This window comes from Mesopusillimonas faecipullorum, from assembly GCF_020539505.1.
Classification (GTDB): Bacteria; Pseudomonadota; Gammaproteobacteria; order Burkholderiales; family Burkholderiaceae_B; genus Mesopusillimonas; species Mesopusillimonas faecipullorum.
Genome location: NZ_JACDXW010000001.1, coordinates 1 through 18350 on the forward strand (window position 1 = coordinate 1; position 18350 = coordinate 18350).

General features: G+C 58.2%; 14 protein-coding genes and 1 pseudogene. 5 read left to right on the forward strand and 10 right to left on the reverse strand.

Annotated features, from left to right (window positions below):
• Positions 1–124 precede the first annotated feature (124 nt).
• The 7 genes and pseudogenes from H0484_RS00005 to alr all read right to left on the reverse strand — a co-directional run.
• Positions 125–832, reverse strand: a pseudogene (locus H0484_RS00005) (ABC transporter ATP-binding protein); the annotation flags it as partial.
• Between the two features lie 3 nt (positions 833–835).
• Complete coding sequence (locus H0484_RS00010) at positions 836–1954, reverse strand: polyamine ABC transporter substrate-binding protein (RefSeq protein ID WP_226952372.1); 1119 nt, start codon at positions 1952–1954, stop codon at positions 836–838.
• A 182-nt stretch (positions 1955–2136) separates the two neighbouring features.
• Positions 2137–2832 (reverse strand): 3-deoxy-D-manno-octulosonic acid kinase, encoded by a 696-nt coding sequence (locus H0484_RS00015; RefSeq protein ID WP_226952373.1) that lies wholly within the window; start codon positions 2830–2832, stop codon positions 2137–2139.
• Positions 2832–5378 (reverse strand): ABC transporter permease, encoded by a 2547-nt coding sequence (locus tag H0484_RS00020; protein ID WP_226952374.1) that lies wholly within the window; start codon positions 5376–5378, stop codon positions 2832–2834. The genes H0484_RS00015 and H0484_RS00020 overlap by 1 nt, the downstream gene beginning before the upstream one ends.
• Before the next feature lie 10 nt (positions 5379–5388).
• Entirely contained in the window at positions 5389–6738 is a 1350-nt protein-coding gene (gene radA / locus H0484_RS00025) for a DNA repair protein RadA (RefSeq protein WP_226952375.1), read from the reverse strand.
• A 24-nt stretch (positions 6739–6762) separates the two neighbouring features.
• A complete protein-coding gene (locus tag H0484_RS00030; protein ID WP_226952376.1) occupies positions 6763–7479 on the reverse strand; it encodes an SDR family oxidoreductase in 717 nt (238 codons plus the stop codon).
• Positions 7476–8666: an alanine racemase gene (gene alr / locus H0484_RS00035; protein ID WP_226952377.1), complete on the reverse strand. Its 1191-nt coding sequence runs from the start codon at positions 8664–8666 to the stop codon at positions 7476–7478. The genes H0484_RS00030 and alr overlap by 4 nt, the downstream gene beginning before the upstream one ends.
• 122 nt (positions 8667–8788) lie before the next feature.
• Between alr and hpnC the strand changes: the two genes are divergently transcribed.
• Genes hpnC through hpnE form a run of 3 tightly spaced genes read left to right on the forward strand, consistent with a single transcriptional unit; the run spans position 8789 to position 11836 of the window.
• Entirely contained in the window at positions 8789–9631 is an 843-nt protein-coding gene (gene hpnC / locus H0484_RS00040; protein WP_226952378.1) for a squalene synthase HpnC, read from the forward strand.
• 28 nt (positions 9632–9659) lie between these two features.
• Positions 9660–10523 carry a presqualene diphosphate synthase HpnD gene (gene hpnD, locus H0484_RS00045; RefSeq protein WP_226952379.1) on the forward strand — a complete coding sequence of 288 codons (864 nt, stop codon included), beginning with the start codon at positions 9660–9662 and terminating at the stop codon, positions 10521–10523.
• Complete coding sequence (hpnE, locus tag H0484_RS00050; protein ID WP_226952380.1) at positions 10520–11836, forward strand: hydroxysqualene dehydroxylase HpnE; 1317 nt, start codon at positions 10520–10522, stop codon at positions 11834–11836. Before hpnD ends, hpnE begins: the two co-directional genes overlap by 4 nt.
• Here hpnE and thrC read toward each other — a convergent pair.
• The 3 genes from thrC to alaC are packed head-to-tail and all read right to left on the reverse strand — an operon-like array spanning position 11833 to position 15727.
• Positions 11833–13242 (reverse strand): threonine synthase, encoded by a 1410-nt coding sequence (gene thrC, locus H0484_RS00055; protein ID WP_226952381.1) that lies wholly within the window; start codon positions 13240–13242, stop codon positions 11833–11835. The two genes, hpnE and thrC, sit on opposite strands and share 4 nt — an antisense overlap.
• Positions 13239–14543: a homoserine dehydrogenase gene (locus H0484_RS00060; protein WP_226952382.1), complete on the reverse strand. Its 1305-nt coding sequence runs from the start codon at positions 14541–14543 to the stop codon at positions 13239–13241. Before H0484_RS00060 ends, thrC begins: the two co-directional genes overlap by 4 nt.
• Positions 14540–15727, reverse strand: coding sequence for an alanine transaminase (gene alaC / locus H0484_RS00065; RefSeq protein ID WP_226952383.1), 1188 nt, complete (start codon positions 15725–15727; stop codon positions 14540–14542). Before alaC ends, H0484_RS00060 begins: the two co-directional genes overlap by 4 nt.
• Before the next feature lie 161 nt (positions 15728–15888).
• Between alaC and H0484_RS00070 the strand changes: the two genes are divergently transcribed.
• Positions 15889–16383, forward strand: coding sequence for a MarR family winged helix-turn-helix transcriptional regulator (locus tag H0484_RS00070; protein WP_226952384.1), 495 nt, complete (start codon positions 15889–15891; stop codon positions 16381–16383).
• Positions 16384–16489: 106 nt separating this feature from the next.
• Entirely contained in the window at positions 16490–18268 is a 1779-nt protein-coding gene (locus tag H0484_RS00075) for a tannase/feruloyl esterase family alpha/beta hydrolase (protein WP_226952385.1), read from the forward strand.
• The last annotated feature ends 82 nt before the right edge of the window (positions 18269–18350 follow it).

Sequence of the window (18350 nt, forward strand, 5' to 3'; positions counted from 1 at the left end):
AGGCAAAAAGGGGGCAACTCCGCCGAGAAATACGGTGGGTTGCCAGAGAAATTGGACCGAACGCGGTCGCCGTCATCATTGCGCGGTGGGATTCACTGAAAACCTCGGGTTATTCGAGGTGCCCTTCTTGGGGCGTGCCACTTTGTATGATTTGCCCTTCCGTCATGACAGCCAAACGATGAGCCATGGTCATGGCTTCATCTTGATCGTGGGTGACCATAATGCAGGTCACCCCGACTTGGTCCAGAATCCGCACCAACTCTATCTGGGTTTTCTGACGAATTTGTTTATCGAGTGCAGACATGGGCTCGTCTAGCAAGAGCAGCTTGGGCCGCTTGACCAGACTGCGCGCCAAAGCCACCCGCTGCTGCTGCCCACCCGACAACTGGTGGGGCTTGCGCCGCGCATAGCCGGCCATCTGCACGAGATCCAGCGCTTCGAACACCCGCTCGTGAATTTCGTTACGCGCTACACCTTCCTGCTTGAGCCCGAAAGCCACATTGGCCTCGACCGTCATGTGAGGAAACAAGGCGTATGACTGGAACATCATATTGACTGGACGCCGATAAGGCGGCAGATCCGTGATGTCTTCGTCATCCAGATAAATTCGACCCGAAGTGGGCGTTTCGAAGCCCGCCAGCATGCGCAACAAGGTAGATTTTCCGCAGCCTGAGCTTCCCAACAAGGCAAAAATCTCGCGACGACGAACGGCTAGCGACACACCTTGCACCGCGACTACGTCTCCGAATATCTTGACGACATCTTCTATGCGTACAAACGCGTCGCTATCCCCCGACCATCCCCCTTGCGTCGAGCTGCGGTACTCAGTCATCACCTAACGCCCCGTCTTGAGTTCGGACCACAGCCGCGTTTGCAAAGCCAGTAGTTTTTGCAGGTCGCGTGCGGGTAAATCGGGCGTTTTAATGACGAATAACTGACGCGACACCTCGGACGGTGGATAAATCATGGGGTTATTGGCCACCTCGGGCTTGACGAACTCGCGTGCCGCCTTGTTGGCATTGGGATAAAACATGGTGTTGGTAATCGCTGCATGCACTTGAGGAGTTTCAATGTAATTGATGAAAGCATGTGCAGCATCAACATTGGCGGCCCCCTTGGGAATCGCCATGGTGTCAAACCATGCGGGCGCCCCACCCTTGGGCAGGTAGTAATCGATCTCGAAACGCTTACCCGCCTGTTGCGCACGATCTCGCGCAATCATGACGTCGCCGGAGAACCCGTAAACCATGCACAGATCGCCCCCTGCCAGTTCATCGATATAGCCCGACGAGCTGAACTGACGAATATAGGGCCGGATCTTTTTAAGCAACTCGGTCGCTTCCCGGTAGTCTTCGGGATCCGTGCTGTTGGGGTTTTTGCCCAGATAATGCAGCACGGCAGGAAAAACCTGAGCTGCTTCGTCGAGTATAGAAATGCCGCAAGACTTCAGTTTCTCGGCGTTCTCCGGCTTGAACAGCATGTCCCAGCTATCCAGTGGCGCATCGGCACCCAGCAACTCTTGCACTTTGGTCACGTTATAGCCTAAACCATTGGTACCGTAACCCCAAGGGACCAGGTAACGGTTGCCAGGGTCTACTTCAGCAACCAGTGCCATGATGTCTGGGTCTAGATGCTGCCAGTTGGGCAACTGGGTTTTATCCAGTTCCTGAAACAAGCCTGCCTTCAGCAAGCGGCCCGCATAGTGGGTAGAGGGCACCACCACGTCGTAACCGGATTTTCCAGTCAGCAGCTTTGCTTGCAGCGTGTCGTTACTGTCATAGACGTCATAGCGAGGCTTGATGCCGGTGGCAGCCTCAAAGCCAGACAGGGTATCTGGCGCGGTGTACTCGGCCCAGTTGTAGATGTTCACCACCTTACCCTGAGCCCAGGAAACCGGTACCGTCAACGCCAGCGCGGCACCCGCCAGCCATCGTTTGGCCGCTATGAAATGCATGGTCAGTCTCTCCAGAAAACCCGCCAAAAAATCTGTCGCTTTTCCTTGGCTGGCACGTTGCGCCAAGGGTGGAGCCCAAGAGGGCATTTTCTTTACCGTAAGGCGGCCCGACGGCAAAAAAGCCGAATCATAAAGCCAATTCGTTCAGGACGTTGTAATTTTCCGGGAGGGGCAAGGAAAACTCAACAATTGTGGTAAATCTGATTCACCTGTTGCCAGTATTCGTGCCCGGCTTCACCCGCCACTTTGATTAACGAGCGTCGCAGTCGCAAGAGATTATTTTGCCGGAGCTCGCGCGTCATGAACTGATGCTTGGCTCGATCAAAATCTATCAACCAAGCCTTACCCGACTTATCCAGCAAAATGTTAAAGGCATTCAAATCCGCATGCCAGACGCCTGCGTCGTGCATGGCTCGCACGGCTTGCGCCACGGCATCGGCGTGCGCTAGCTTTTTAGCTACCGGGGTGACATCAAGCAAACGCTGGACGATGATGGCGGCGCGATAAACCAGCCCTTGCCGCCAACAGGCCGCCGCAATCACTCCGGGCACGGGCAAGGCTCGGGCATGCATCCAATCCATGATGGCGAACTCTTGAAAAGAACGTGTGCGGCCCGCGCCCAGCCAAAAATAGTGTTCTTTTAGCACCTTGGCGACCAATCCGCCGCGCCGGTAGTGGCGCAAGACCCCCTCCCCGAAGGGGCCGGCAACAAACCACGCCGCCTGCCGCCCCCCTACCCCCACGGCTTCAGCCTGCAAGGCCGGCGTGGCCGGGTCAAACCAGGCAGGCTGGGCCTGCTCAGCCCAGTCTTCTTGCACCCTTATTACCAAGTTGCCGGGCACGGCAATGTCACGCCACGCAGCCGCATCTTTCGTCATCAGGCAGCCTCCCTAAGCACTCGCATCGGCGAGGCCTTAAGCACGCCGTGCAAAGTCAAACCGCCGCTAAGAAAGGCTGCCACGATTCCGCCCAGGCAACCTACCGCCAAGGGCCATGCCGATAACACAGGAGGAAAGTCAAAAACCTGCCAAGCCAGCACCGCTGCCAGCGCCATGGCGCCCACGGCTGCCATCAAGCCGGACAAGACGCCCAGCGCCAACATTTCTATGTAGAGCATCTGACGTAGCTGCCTTCCCGGGGCCCCTAGGGCTCGCATCAGTCCAACCTCGTGCAGACGTTCTTCGCGCGTAGCCACAAACGTGACCCCTAGCACCAGCAAACCCGCCGCCACGGTGAATATGAACAATATCTGAACGGCTTGAGTCCCTTGATAGACGATGCGTCTGACCTGGTCCAGCATGACGCCCACATCCACAATGGTGAGGTTGGGAAACTGCTCAAGCAGCTCTCGCCCTAAGTCGCCCGCTACGCTGTCCAGGTGAAAGGCCGTGATGTAGGTGGCCGGCGCCGACGCCAACACCAGCGGCGACATCAAAGCGAAGAAGTTGACATCGAAAGAATCCCATTTCACCTCTCGCAAACTGGTCACGCGCACGTCTACCGTCTCACCCGCAATATCAAAAGACAGAAGGTCGCCCAACGCTATCCCTAAGGTATCGGCCAGTTCATTCTCAAGCGACACCTCGTGAGCCGAGGGGTCCAGCCATCTACCAGCCGTGAGTCGATTGCTTTCGGGCAAATTTGTCTGATGGGAAAGGTTGAATTCCCGTTCAACCATACGACGCGCCCTGGCGCCGGAATACTCCCTGGCCTCGGCGGCTTCGCCGTTGACCGCCACCAATCTGCCACGCACCATGGGCACCAAAGGCTGAGCAGGCACGGAATGACTTTCCAGCCAATTTTGAAGATGTTCTCTCTGGTCGTCTTGTACGTTCAAGAGGAAAGTATTGGGAGCGTCGGCGGGCAAGGCGTTGCGCCAACCCGCCAGCAGATCAGTTCGTATCAGCATGAGCAGCAGCAGAATCATCAGCCCTATGGACAGCGCCCCCACTTGCACCGCCGCCAGCCCGCGACGACGCCCCAGGCTGATCAGCACCCACCTTAAAACCCCTTGGCCGGGTACGGCGGCGGCAATCAGCGGGCCCAATCGCACCGCGCCATAAGCCACCGCCATGAATATCCCCAGCCAGGCGGCAAAAGCCAGGCAGATCAGCAGGCTCAATTTCCAGTTACCCGATACCCACCAGGACAAACTGGCAAAGGCCGCAAACCCCAACAGCACGGCGGGCCAACGTCGCCAGCCTTTTACTGTGCTGACCTGGCGCAATACCTGCATGGGGGCCGTACCCAAGAGGCGTAGCAAAGACGGTAGCGCAAACCCCAGCAACAATAGCCAGCATGCTGCCAAACCTTGGACTGCAGGCGCCCAGGAGGCACCCGGCAAGCTCACATCAAACCATCGTGCGACGCCCAGCACCAAGAGCTCTTGAAAGACATAACCCGCCCCCACTCCGAGGACAGCGCACAACAGTCCGAAAAACAGAAACTCGATCAATAACATGCCACCTAGCTGCCAACGCGACGCTCCCAGGCTACGCATGACGGCAAAACCGGCTTCGTGGCGATGATGGAACTGCCGTGCAGCCAAAGCCACCGCAACGGCGGCGAGGACAACCGCCAATAAGGCAACCAGCACCAGAAATTGCTGGGCACGCTGCAAAGAGCGTCTGATCTCGGGCCGGCTTTGTCCTGGCAAAGTAATGGACTGCCCGGTTTGCAGCTGCGCCGACAACCATTGGTGATAGCCGCGTACCGCAGCGGCATCACCCGCCACAGCCAAAGAGTGACTCATGCGACTCAGCGGCCCGGCAAGACCGGTGGCCCGCAAATCGCTTTGGTTGAGGATGACGCGTGGTGCCATATTGATGAATTGCACACCGCGATCGGGCTCCTGCAAAATGACGCCGCCGACCCGAAGGTGGCTTTCGCCTAACTGCAAGGCATCGCCATCACTCAAACCCAAAAGGCTGGCTAGCTGCGCATCCACCCAAACCACGCCGGGTGCGGGGGCACCGGTACTGCGGCCTTCGGGATGCTCATGATCGCGAATCAGCAAACTGCCGCGCAATGGGTAGGCATCGTCGACGACCTTAAGAGAAACCAGACGCATCCCACGCTCGTTGCTGGCCATGGAAGACAGCTGAGCACCGTGCGTCACCGATAGCCCACGGGCGCTGGCTTCTTGAGCCATATTCGGCGCAAGGGCAGCACGTGCTTGCACGACCAGATCGCCCCCTATCATCTGCGCAGTTTGGCTGGTAAAAGCCTGCTGCACACGATCTGCCAGAAACCCTATGCTGGCCACCGCGGCTGCAGCCACGACCAAAGCCAGAAACAAGAAACGCAGCTCTCCGGCACGCCAGTCGCGGCTGAGTGCAAGCCATCCCGCCGACAAGGTGCGTATCCACGCCCCGGCCTGAGCCTGCCGCGGATTGCCAGGCGCCCGTGAAAAACCACCAACCATGTGTACTCCTTCAGCGCAGACGCGCTATGGCAGCGTCAATGCGATCTACCGGCCAAACCTCCAGCCCCTCTATGGGCTGACGCGGGGCGTTGGCCTTGGGAATCAGCGCTATGCTAAAGCCCAGTTTGGCGGCCTCGCGCAAGCGTTCTTGGCCGCGAGGCGCTGGCCGGATCTCGCCGGCCAGACCCACTTCACCGAAAGCGATGAGGCCTTTAGGCAAAGGCTTGTTACGCAGCGAAGAAATAATCGCCAGCAAAACCGGCAGATCAGCTGCCGGCTCGGTAATTTTGACCCCACCTACCGCGTTGACGAAGACGTCCTGGTCGAAGGTGGCAACGCCGGCGTGTCTGTGCAACACAGCAAGCAGCATGGCCAGCCGCGTGCTTTCAAGGCCAACCGAGAGGCGCCGGGGATTAGGCACGTGCGCACCATCGGCCAAGGCCTGGATCTCAACCAACAAAGGCCGGGTGCCTTCTTGGGTCGCCATCACACATGAGCCGGCAACTTCTTGATCATGCTGAGACAGGAACAGCGCTGAAGGATTGCTGACACCACGCAAGCCACGATCCGTCATGGCAAATACGCCCAATTCGTTGACTGCGCCAAATCGGTTCTTGAACGCACGTATCAAACGAAACGAAGAATGCGCATCGCCCTCGAAATACAACACCGTATCAACGATGTGCTCAAGCACGCGCGGCCCCGCTAAAGCGCCGTCTTTGGTGACATGGCCGATCAACACAATGCTGATGCCTGTCTGTTTGGCCAAACGCGTCAATCTGGCAGAACATTCGCGCACTTGCGAAACCGAACCGGGTGCGGCGGTCAGTTCACTACTGTATAGAGTCTGTATGGAGTCGATGACGGCTACGCTGGGCCGTTGAGTCTCTAGGGCGGCAATGATGGCTTCCAGCCGGATTTCAGCCAGCAGCTTGACGTCGCCCGTGGCGAGTTCCAGCCTGCGGGCGCGCAACGCCACTTGTTCAGCCGACTCTTCGCCGGTCACATACAACACAGGCACAGCCGCCGATAACGACACCAATGCCTGCAACAACAAGGTAGATTTACCTATGCCGGGATCCCCGCCTATCAGGACAACCGCCCCTTGAACCAGTCCGCCACCCAATACCCGATCAAACTCAGATAAGCCGGTGGGCTGGCGAGGCTGTTCCTTGGCCTCGATCTCGGCTAGCGTGCGTACCGGTGTGCTTTCCGCCAGTGGCGCATAGCGCGAACTGGCAGGGGCAACGACAACTTCCTGCAGGGTATTCCAAGCATGACAATGCGGGCAGCGGCCTTCCCATTTGGGACAGCTACCACCGCACTCATTGCATACATAAGAGACTTTTGCCTTGGCCATGCTTCAAGTGTAACCCGCTGCAAATCAAGCGTTAGCCAAGCTACCGCCGCCGTCCACACCCAGAATCTGCCCAGTAATGTAGGCAGCGGCGGGCGACAGCAAAAAGGCAACGGCAGCGGCAACCTCGGTAGGATGCCCAAAGCGTTTCATCGGTATGCTGGCCAGTGCACGTTGCTCGGCCTCGCTACCCTGGGGGTGGTTTTGCCGAAACAACTCAGTATCGACAGGGCCGGGCGCGACGGCATTCACGGTAACGCCGTATTCGGCAAGTTCCAGCGCCCAGGTGCGCGTGCAGGCAATCAGGGCATTTTTGGCTGCCGCGTAGCTGGTTCTGCTGGGTGCACCCACCGCAGCACGACTACAGATATTGACGATACGGCCCGCCTTACGCACTTTCATGGACTCGGCAAAGGTCTGCGCCACTTGTACCGCCACCCTGACATTCAAGTCATAGGCCTCGTAGAGATCTGCCAAGCTGACTTCACCCAGCGCTGCGGGCCTGACCGTGCCCACATTATTCACGACCGCATCAATGGGGTATTTTTCGCGTATTACCCTTAGCACCTCGTCGGTTTCACCGGCCTGGGAAAGATCGCAAGCATGTAAATAGCCCGGGAAGGCAATGTTGTCGACGTGACGGGCGATACCCACGACATGGCAGCCTTGATCTGCCAGATGCTGACTGATGGCCCAGCCTATACCGCGTGTTGCTCCAGTAACCAGCACGCACAGGTCTTTCATGTAAGCTCTCCGAGGAAATTCTTGTCATGCCCTTCTTGCCTTGCCTGAGTGGCCGCAAGCGCTTGGATGCTTCGGGGCACGCGCGGCGCAAGCGCGCATAGCAATTCGTATCCTATGGTGCCGCAGGCTTGCGCCACTTCATCAACGCTGGGGCCAGAGCCGCCCCACAACACCACAGGCGAGCCCACCCCCGCACTTGGCACGGCACTGAGGTCGACAATAAGCATGTCCATGGAAACCCGTCCCACTACCCGGGTGCGCACGCCCATCACTTGAATAGGCGTGCCGTTGGGAGCATGACGCGGATAGCCGTCGGCATAACCGCAGGCCACCACGCCAACACGCATGTCTGTCTCGGCAATGAAGGTGTGCCCGTAACCCACGCCCTCCCCCTTGCGAACCTGCTGCACACCGATGATCTCGGATTGCAAAGACATCGCGGGCAAAAGGCCCAGACTGTGGGCTGAACGATGAGCGAAAGGCGAAGCGCCGTACAGGCATATGCCCACCCTGGCCCACTGCTCAGTAGACGGCTCGAAAGACGCCCAGCATTCGGGCATTAGAGAGGCTGCCGAGTTGCAAACACTGACCGCACCAGGCCGCCCTGCAGTGGCCTCGTGGAAACGCTCAAGCTGTATGCGCGTGAACGCTGCATCGTCGTCGGCGCGGGCAAAATGCATCATGCTGCCCACTTCATGCAAACGCCCCTGCTGCAAGAGTTGCCGGGCCCAATCGTGGGCGGCACCGAAAGCCTCGGGAGCAAAACCCAGTCGGTTCATACCGGTATTGAGCTTGACCCAGGCAGCCAAAGACTTGCCTGGCGGCGCGCTCTGCAACATCTCAAGCTGCTCTTGGCAATGCAGCACAGTCGATAAACTATAATCGCGCAGTACGGCGATATCGCGAGGCTGGAAGAAACCTTCGAGCATCAAAATGGGGCCTTGCCAGCCGGCTTCCCGACAGCGTACGGCCTCATCCAAGTCCAGCATGGCCAAGCCATCAGCGCTTGCGAAAGCCTGTTTAGCTTGCTCTATGCCGTGGCCATAGGCGTTGGCCTTGATAACCGCCCATATCCTGGGGGACTCTCGCCCACGCTCGCGCCCAGCCCGTGACATATGTCCGCGCATACACTCCAGGTTGTGTTTCAAGGCCGGTAAGGAAATCGTCGCTGAAATCGGACGTGGCATAACTTCTCCCAAGTACCGGAAGTCTAATCCATGTCACCGTTCACTGTGAATTGCCCAGCAAACACTGGGTACACTTTTGTCACCTCTGCACCGCTTGGCTCAGGCTCCCAGACGTTCTAAACATGGCCGTTGATCACTACGAAAATTTTCCTGTTGCCTCGCTGCTTTTGCCCGCACACCTGCGTTCGGCGGTACGAGACATCTACCGTTTTGCACGTAGCGCCGACGATATCGCTGATGAAGGCGATGCCACCCCAGCGCAGCGCCTGAGCCAACTGGACTCGTACCGGCAGGCCTTGAAAGCGTTGGAGGCTGACGGCCATTTAAACCACACAGACCCGCTGGCGCTCATCTTCAACCCACTAGGCGCTACCGTACTCAGGCATAAGCTGCCCTGGCAGGCTTTCCACGATCTTCTGAGCGCTTTTGAGCAAGACGTACGCGTCAAACGCTATGCTGACTTGTCCAGCTTGCTGGACTACTGTGCTCGTTCGGCGAATCCGGTGGGCCACCTGATGCTGCACTTGTATGAAGTGCGTAACGAACAGGCGTTTCAACAAAGCGACGCTATTTGCACAGGCTTGCAACTGACTAATTTTTGGCAGGACGTTGCCATAGACTGGCTTAAAGATCGCGTCTACCTTCCTCAAGACGCCATGGCGCGTCATGGCGTTACCGAAGCCCAAATTGCCACAAACCGCTGCGACCCGGCTTGGCAAGCCCTGATGGCCGAACAGGTAACTCTGGCTCGCCAATGCCTTTTACAGGGTTGGCCTTTGCCCGCCAGCCTGCCCTGGAGAGCGGGACTTGAATTACGCCTGGTCATTCAAGGCGGTCTGCGCATACTCTCGCGTCTAGAACAATTACACTACGATGTGTTTGCGCACCGCCCCACGCTGCGCAAGCGCGACTGGCTGATTCTTGCATGGCGCGCCTTCGCGCACAGCAATCATCACACCCCTTGAATCACTACCCTCTTAGTTCCACCTGCACATGAGTCCCGACGAATACTGCCAGGATAAGGCTGCTCGCAGCGGTTCGAGCTTCTATTACGCCTTCCTGTTCCTTCCCCCCGAGCGGCGACGCGCCATCACTGCGCTCTACGCATTTTGCCGGGAGGTCGACGACGTCGTCGATGAATGCCAGGATCCCTCCGTGGCCCATAGCAAGCTGGCTTGGTGGCGACGCGAAGTCGGACAGCTGTTTGCCGGCAACCCTTCGCACCCGGTCACTCAGGCCTTGGCGCCGCACTTGAACGGCTATGGCATCACAGCCGAAAGACTGGTGGCGGTTATCGAGGGCATGGAAATGGACCTCAGCCAAACGCGCTACCTAGACTGGCCCGCCCTGAAAAAATACTGTTGGCACGCTGCCGGCGTAGTGGGCGAGATGTCCGCAGGCGTATTCGGCCATACGCATCCCGATACTTTGATCTATGCAGACAAGCTCGGTTTGGCCTTCCAGCTTACCAATATCATTCGTGATGTCGGCGATGACGCACGGCGTGGCCGCATCTATCTGCCCATAGACGACTTGCAACAGTTCGACGTCAAGGCGGCAGATATTCTCAATAGTCGTCATACGCCCGCATTCGAAGCGCTGATGAAGTTTCAGGCCGAGCGCGCGCGCCAGTATTACCGCGAAGCCGTAGAGGCGCTGCCCGAGGTTGATCGTCGGGCCCAACGCCCAGGCCTGGCTATGGCAGCCATCTACCATGCCTTGCTTGACGAAATCGAGCGCGACAATTGGCAAGTGCTGGATCAACGTATTTCCCTGACCCCCATCCGCAAGTTCTGGCTTGCCTGGCGCACTTGGGTCGGAGGCGGCAAGGGGCTGATCAAGCGCCTGGGGAAATGAGAATAGCCGTTATCGGTGCCGGTTGGGCCGGCCTGAGCGCCGCCCACCGCCTGCATGCTGAAGGGCATGAACTCAGCGTCTTCGAGGCAGCGCCGGCCATAGGCGGGCGCGCGCGCGGGGTTTGGTCTAACAAACTGCAGATGACGCTGGATAACGGCCAACATATTCTGCTGTCAGCCTATACCGACACCTTGGCGCTACTAGGCTCACTACATGGCCAGCTGGATAGTTGCTGCGCCACTCTGCCCCTGATCTGGGAATCCGCCGATGGCCTACTCTCGCTGCGTGTACCCAAGCGTCTACCCAGCAAACTCGCTCTGGCTTGGGGGCTACTACGCGCGCAAGGCTTAAGCCGATCGGCACGCTGGCGCGCAGCTCAAGCACTCATGCAATTGAGCTTCTCGGGCTGGCGAGTCGCCCAAGGACTAACGGTGGAACACTGGCTGGACGCCACACACCAGCCCCCGGATATTCGCACGGTCTTCTGGCACCCCTTGTGTCTGGCTACCATGAATACGCCGCCACAGCAGGCTTGCGCTCAACTATTTGCGCATGTGCTACGAGACAGCTTGGGCCAAGGGGCAGACGCCTGCCGCATCGTGCTGCCCCGCCTGGACCTTGGCAGCCTCTGGAATTCTTCTGCGCTACGAGACATGGATTTACGTCTGCGACGCCCGGTGCAGCGTTTGGCTATGCACAATGGCGGGATCCAGGTGGATGATGAGGCTTTCGACACTGTGATACTGGCTTGCCCAGCAGCCACCTCATGCAAATTGCTAAGCCAGTTGCCAAAAAGCCCGCTCGGTGAAGATTATTTGGCTCCCTACGCCAAGTTCACCCACCTGCCTATCGCCACCCTCTATCTACGCCTGACCCAGCCTTGGCATTTACCCCATCCCATGCTGCAACTACGCGAAACGCCTGCTACGCTAGGCTTTGGGCAATGGGTTTTCAATAGGCATGCCTTCAGCCGAAGCGACACCGCCCCTTTGTTAAGCGTCGTCATCAGTGATGCCAGCCACCTGGCCACCCATGACGAGGCCAGTCTGGTAGCGGGCATACAAGCTCAACTGCGCGCCCAATTAAGTCGTGCCGGCCCTATGCCTGCCGTAAGCGGCCATCAACTGATTGTCGAAAAACGCGCTACCTTTGCAGCGCTGCCAGGCCTTGAGCGCCCCAAAGAAAAAACGCCCTGGCTGGGCGTTTTTGTAGCAGGCGACTGGACAGACACTGGCTACCCGGCTGTCTTGGAGGGTGCGGTGCGCAGTGGCCTGCGGGCTGCCCGCCTGGCCACTGCCCCAACACATGTTTAAAGCAAGGCGTGTTTGCGAACGTATTCGCGTACCTGCTCAACATCGTTATCCATGACCTGCACCCGCTGCTCCAAGCTCTGAAGCTCGCCCAGATGCTCTGGAACAGGTGGCAACTGACCCGTGGCTTCCTGAATCGTCTCGCCAAACTTGGCCGGCAAGGCAGTCTCTAGTACCAGCATGGGTATGCCGGGCTCAACATGCTCGGCAGCCACCTTGACCGCATCTGCAGTGTGGGGGTCTATGAGTACACCCGTGCGCGCTAGGGTCTCGCGAATGGTGCGCAAGCGGTCGGCATGACTGCTGACACCCGCCACGAAACCATACTGGGCCTCGAACTGCGGTTTATAAGCGCTAAGGTCAAAGTACCCGTCGGTGGACAACTGTGCCCACAACGCTTTGACGCGCTCGGCATCGCGGCCCACCAAGTCAAACACAAAGCGCTCAAAGTTGGACGCCCGGGAAATATCCATGGAAGGGCTGGACGTAGCGTGGGTCTGTTCGGCTGAACGCGGGCGATAAATACCGGTGCGGAAGAACTCTTCCAGCACATTGTTTTCGTTGGTTGCCAACACCAGGCGGCGTATGGGCAAACCCATGCTGCGAGCGATGTGGCCCGACAGGATATTGCCAAAGTTACCCGATGGCACAGCGAAAGAAACCTGCTGCCCCGCTTGGCTGGTAGCGCGCAGCCAACCCCAGAAGTAATACACCACTTGGGCTACGATGCGGCCCCAGTTGATAGAGTTGACGGCCCCCAGACGGCAATCAGCCTTGAAGGCCAAGTCGCCCGACAGCGCCTTGACGATGTCTTGGCATTGATCGAACACACCCTTGACCGCCAGGTTGTGGATGTTTTGATCTTGCAGGGAATACATCTGCGCACGCTGGAAAGCACTCATGCGCCCATAGGGCGACAGCATGAATACCGCTACGCCCTTTTTGCCACGCAAGGCGTACTCTGCCGCCGAACCCGTGTCACCGGAAGTGGCGCCGATGATGTTCAGCGTTGTGTTGCGACGGGCCAATTCGTACTCGAAAACCTGGCCCAAAAACTGCATGGCCATGTCTTTGAATGCCAAGGTCGGGCCTTCGGACAAGCCCAACAAGCTGGTCTGCTCGTACAAAGGCTTGACGGGCACCACTTGCGCATCGTTGAACACCCCAGGCGCATAGGCGGCATGCACCAGCTTCGAAAGCGTCTCGGAAGGGATGTCGTCAACATACAGGCCGAGAACCTGGGTGGCCAGCTCGGGATAAGAGAGTTGGCGCCAAGACTCCAGAGTCTCTGCCGAAACCTGTGGAAAGCTCTCTGGCAGCGCCAGGCCGCCATCGGGAGCCAGGCCCTCAAGCAAGACATCGGAGAATGGCAGCGGCATCATGCCGCCACGGGTAGAAATGTATTTCATAGTTCGGTTTCCATGCGCAGGCGGATGACCTTGGATTTGACGAAACCCAGCGATTGGATTCGCTCCAAGGCACGATCCACATTGCCTTCGAGCGCGCGGTGCAGCAGGAAGATGATGTCGGCTTCTTCGTCGCCATGGGGCTCTTGCACCATAGACCCGATGGAAATGCCTTCTTCTGCCAGAATACCCGCCAATTCGGCCAATACGCCGGGCCTATCTTTCACCCTAAGGCGCAAGTAGTAGGCCGAATACACATCGGACATGGAAAGAATAGGCGTATTCGCCATGGCAGCTGCCTGGAAGCCCAAGTGCGGCACTTGATGATCAGGCAAAGCACTGGCCATGCGGGCAACGTCGACAAGGTCGGCCACCACTGCCGAGGCAGTGGGCATTTGGCCGGCACCGGCGCCGTAATACAAGGTGGAGCCCACCGCATCGCCATTGACGAGCACGGCATTCATGGCACCGCTGACATTAGCCAGCAAGCTTTCGGCGGGGATGAGCGTAGGATGCACACGCAGCTCTATGCCTTTCTCGGTGCGACGCGTAATACCCAGCAATTTGATGCGATAGCCCAGACGCTCGGCATTAGCCACATCTTTGCGCGTAAGGTCGGAGATGCCTTCAGCGTGGGCCTTACCGAAAGGCACCGGAATACCAAAGGCCAACGATGCCAAGAGCGTCAGTTTGTGCGCAGCATCTATACCTTCGACGTCGAAGGTGGGATCAGCCTCGGCATAACCCAGCTCTTGTGCTTCGGCTAGCGCTTGCTTGAACGTCAAGCCGCGCGTACGCATTTCGGAAAGAATAAAGTTGGTGGTGCCGTTGATAATACCGGCCACCCATTGAATATGGTTGGCGGTCAGGCCCTCACGCAGCGCTTTGACGACCGGAATACCGCCGGCAACAGCGGCCTCGAAGGCCACGATGACACCTTTCTCGCGCGCAGCCTGGAAGATTTCGTTGCCACGCTCGGCCAGCAATGCTTTGTTGGCGGTTACCACGTGCTTGCCCTGGGCGATGGCTTCCATTACCCAATCGTAAGCAGGGTTCAGCCCGCCCATCAATTCGACGACCACGTCAACATCGGGGCTGCGTACGACATCTAAGCCGTCTTGCGTCAAAGGCACGGCGTCGCCGATTTTGGCGCGTGCCTTGGCCAGATCACGCACGGCAACCTGGGTGACCTCTATGCGCACCCCTGTACGCCGCTCAAGCTCGCCCATATTGCTGCGCAGCAGCTTCCAGGTACCTTCACCGACAACGCCTAGACCCAACAGGCCTACTTTCATGACTTTCATTTGATCAGACCATCCTTGCGGAACATTTCCTTCACGCCGCGAACCGCCTGCCGTATACGCTGCTCGTTTTCGATGAGTGCAAAGCGCACATATCCGTCGCCCTGGTCGCCAAAACCGATTCCTGGGGATACCGCCACCTTGGCTTGCTCAAGCAGGCGTTTGGCGAACTCTAGGGAGCCCAGATGCTGATAGGCTTCGGGGATACGCGCCCAGATATACATGGATGCCTTAGGCACTTCGACCATCCAGCCGGCTTCATGCAGCCCCTTAGTCAGCACATCGCGGCGGCTACGGTACTGCTCGACCACTTCGTCCACACAGTCTTGCGGGCCTTCGAGCGCGGCAATTGCCGCCACTTGAATGGGCGTGAACGTGCCATAGTCATGGTAGCTTTTAATACGCGCCAAAGCATTGACCAATTCGGCATTACCCACCATAAAGCCTATGCGCCACCCCGCCATGTTGTAGCTTTTGCTCATGGTGAAGAATTCGACCGCCACATCGCGTGCGCCGGGCACCTGCATGATGGAAGGCGCCACGTAGCCGTCGAAACAGATGTCTGCGTAGGCCAGGTCGTGCACCACCAAAATATTGTGTTCGCGAGCCAAGGCGACTATGCGCTCAAAGAAAGGCAAGTCTACGCACTGAGCCGTGGGATTGCTGGGAAAACCCAGAATCATCATCTTGGGCTTAGGTATGCTTTCGCGCACCGCCCTTTCGATTTCTTCGAAGAAATCGAGGCCGGGCGTCATGGGTACGGAGCGGATATTGGCCCCGGCGATGACAGCTCCGTAAATATGTATGGGGTAGCTAGGATTCGGTACCAGTACCGTATCGCCTCGGTCTAGCGTGGCCAGCATAAGATGGGCCAGACCTTCTTTAGAGCCTATGGTGACAATCGCTTCGCTGTCGGGGTTAAAAGACACGCCATAGCGCTTTTCGTACCAACCGGTAATGGCACGACGCAAACGTGGAATGCCTTTTGACACCGAATAGCCATGCGTGTCTTCGCGGGTGGCGACTTCCACGAGCTTGTCCACGATGTGTTTAGGCGTAGGGCCATCGGGATTGCCCATGGACATGTCGATAATGTCTTCACCACGCCTACGCGCCGCCATCTTGAGCTCGCCTGTGATGTTGAAAACATAAGGCGGCAGTCGCTCGATGCGGGGAAAGCTGGTCATGGCGGGATCCTTGGAAAAAGGAAAGGTGCGAAAGGGATTGGTAAAACCTGTTAGTGTAAACGATAGGTTGGTGGTCACAAAACGGTATGTTGCACCGCATCTACGCTGAACTCCGGCTTGCGCTATTGCCGCCCCCAATGCGCCCCGGTTAACATTGGCCCATGACGACCCAAGAAAAAACCACTTCATCCGCCGGGTCGCCCCGCGCCACCCCAAAAGAATCCCTTGACGAAGCACTGCTGACAGAGCTTGTCGGCTATCAGCTGGCGCAAGCCACTATCGTGACTTCCCGCGTCTTTCAGACCAATGTGGGCAAGCCGCACGACTTGAACGCCGTCGAGTACACCATGCTGGCGCTGATACATGCCAACCCCGGGGTCGCGCCTACGCAATTGCGCAATGCCCTGGGCATCAGCAAGCCTTACGTTACAACGGGCCTAGAAAAACTCAGTACGCGCAACTTGATTTCTCGCCAAGTCAACCCTAATGATCAGCGTGCGCAACAGCTTCACACCACCGCAGATGCCGCCCAACTGCTGGACGCCTTGACCCAGAAGCTGCTGGACGGAGAAAAAGCCGCTTTGTTCACACTGACCCCCGCCGAGCGCACCACCTTGGGCGAGCTTTTGCATAAGCTTGCCCAAGCTAGGGAGTGATCCTACTAGGGGAAACCATAGTCAATAAAAGTTCACTTTGCGTACTAAAATGAGCTCACTCATGCCGTAGCATGGGCGAACTCAAAAAGAAGCAAAGGAGACTTAAATGAAATCCCCACATTTCCGGTATCACATGATTGCCGGTGCCGTCATTACCGCCCTGCTCACGGCCTGCTCATCCGGCTCCTCCGACGATGACACCCCCACGCCCGAACCCACACCAACGCCTACCCCCGATCCCACGCCCGAGCCGCAACTGCCCCAGCTTAGCGAAGCCGTCGGCGCGGCGCTCAAGGGTCGCTGCGAAGACTTGGCCGGTTTTGCTTATCCTCGCGCCACGATCTCCGTCGCTGAAACCGTGGCTGCCGGCGCGGTCAAGGTGTCGGGTACCGATATCGGCGAACACTGCCGCATCCGTGGCGAGCTTGAACAACGCGTCAGCCCCATAGACAACGAGACTTACGCTATCGGCTTCGAAATGCGCCTGCCTGTCGACTGGAACGGCCGTTACTTTTACCAAGGCAATGGCGGTACCGACGGTAGCATTTCCAACGCCTATGGCACTTACGGCAGCGGCGGTGCGCTCAGCAACGCTTTGCACAAGGGCTTTGCCGTCATTTCGTCCGACGCCGGCCACAATGGCAGCCAAAACCCGCTGTTCGGGCTCGACCCCGAAGCGCGTATCAACTATGGCTACGGTGCCGCCCAGAAACTGACACCCATGGCCAAAGCCATGATCGCCTCCGCCTACGGTAAGGGCCCAGACCGCTCGTATTTCGGCGGCAATTCCAATGGGGGCCGTCATGCCATGGTTGCTGCGGCCAGGCTGGCCGAGGAATACGATGGCATCCTTGCCAGCGCTCCTGGCTTTAACTTGCCTCTCGCTGCAGTCGCTCAGCTTTACTCGGCTCAACAGTTCCGTAAGACCGCTACTGATGAAACCGATCTCTCCACCGGTTTTACCGAAGCCGAGCGCCGTACGGTTGCCAACGCCATCCTGCGTCAATGCGACGCACTTGACGGCGCCAGCGATGGCTTGGTGCAAGACATTGAAGCTTGCCGCAGTGCCTTCGACTTGGCTCGCGATGTCACCACCTGCGCTGCCGACCGCGACGGCACTTGCCTGACTACCGAGCAAAAGCAAGCCGTTGGCGATATGTATCGCGGCCCCGTCAACAGCAAGGGCGAAGCTTTATATGCTACCCAGCCGTATGATCCCGGCTTGGTAGCCCGCGGCTGGGCCAACTGGAAGTACACCTCATCGGTAGGTAATGCTCGCGACCCCGTCGCCGTCGGCATCATTTTCCAAGTACCTCCCGACGCCTCCGTCGCTACCGACACTAACGCTTCTCGCGAGTTTGCCTTCAACTACAACTTCGATACGGACTTCCCCAAGCTATTTGCTACGGACGCCACCTACACCGAAGACTCTCTGTCGTTCATGACCCCGCCTAATGCCACGCAACTGGAAACCTTGCGCGACCGCGGCGGCAAGATGATAGTGGTTCATGGCGCATCCGACGGCGTGTTCTCGGTAGACGACACCCAGCAATGGTACGAAGGTTTGATGCAAGCCAATAACGGTGATGCCTCGAAATTTGCGCGTTTCTTCCCGGTACCCGGCATGGGGCACGGTAGCGGCGGGCCTTCCACCGATCAGTTCGACATGTTGGACTCCCTGATTGATTGGGTAGAGCGCGGCAAAGCTCCTGACTCCGTCTTGGCTCAAGCGCGTGGCGCAGGCAATCCGGGTGGCGTCAACACAGAGCTCCCCGCCGACTGGGCTCCCGACCGTACCCGCCCTCTGTGCCCCTACCCTCTGGTTGCCCGTTACAACGGTAGCGGCAGCATAGAGCGCGCCGAAAACTTCAGCTGCAAAGAATAAGCGACAGTTTTCACGCTAGGCCAGGCTGCGTAAGCAGCTGGCCTTTCACAAAATGCTCCTCGCGGTCTTCGCGAAGTTTTAT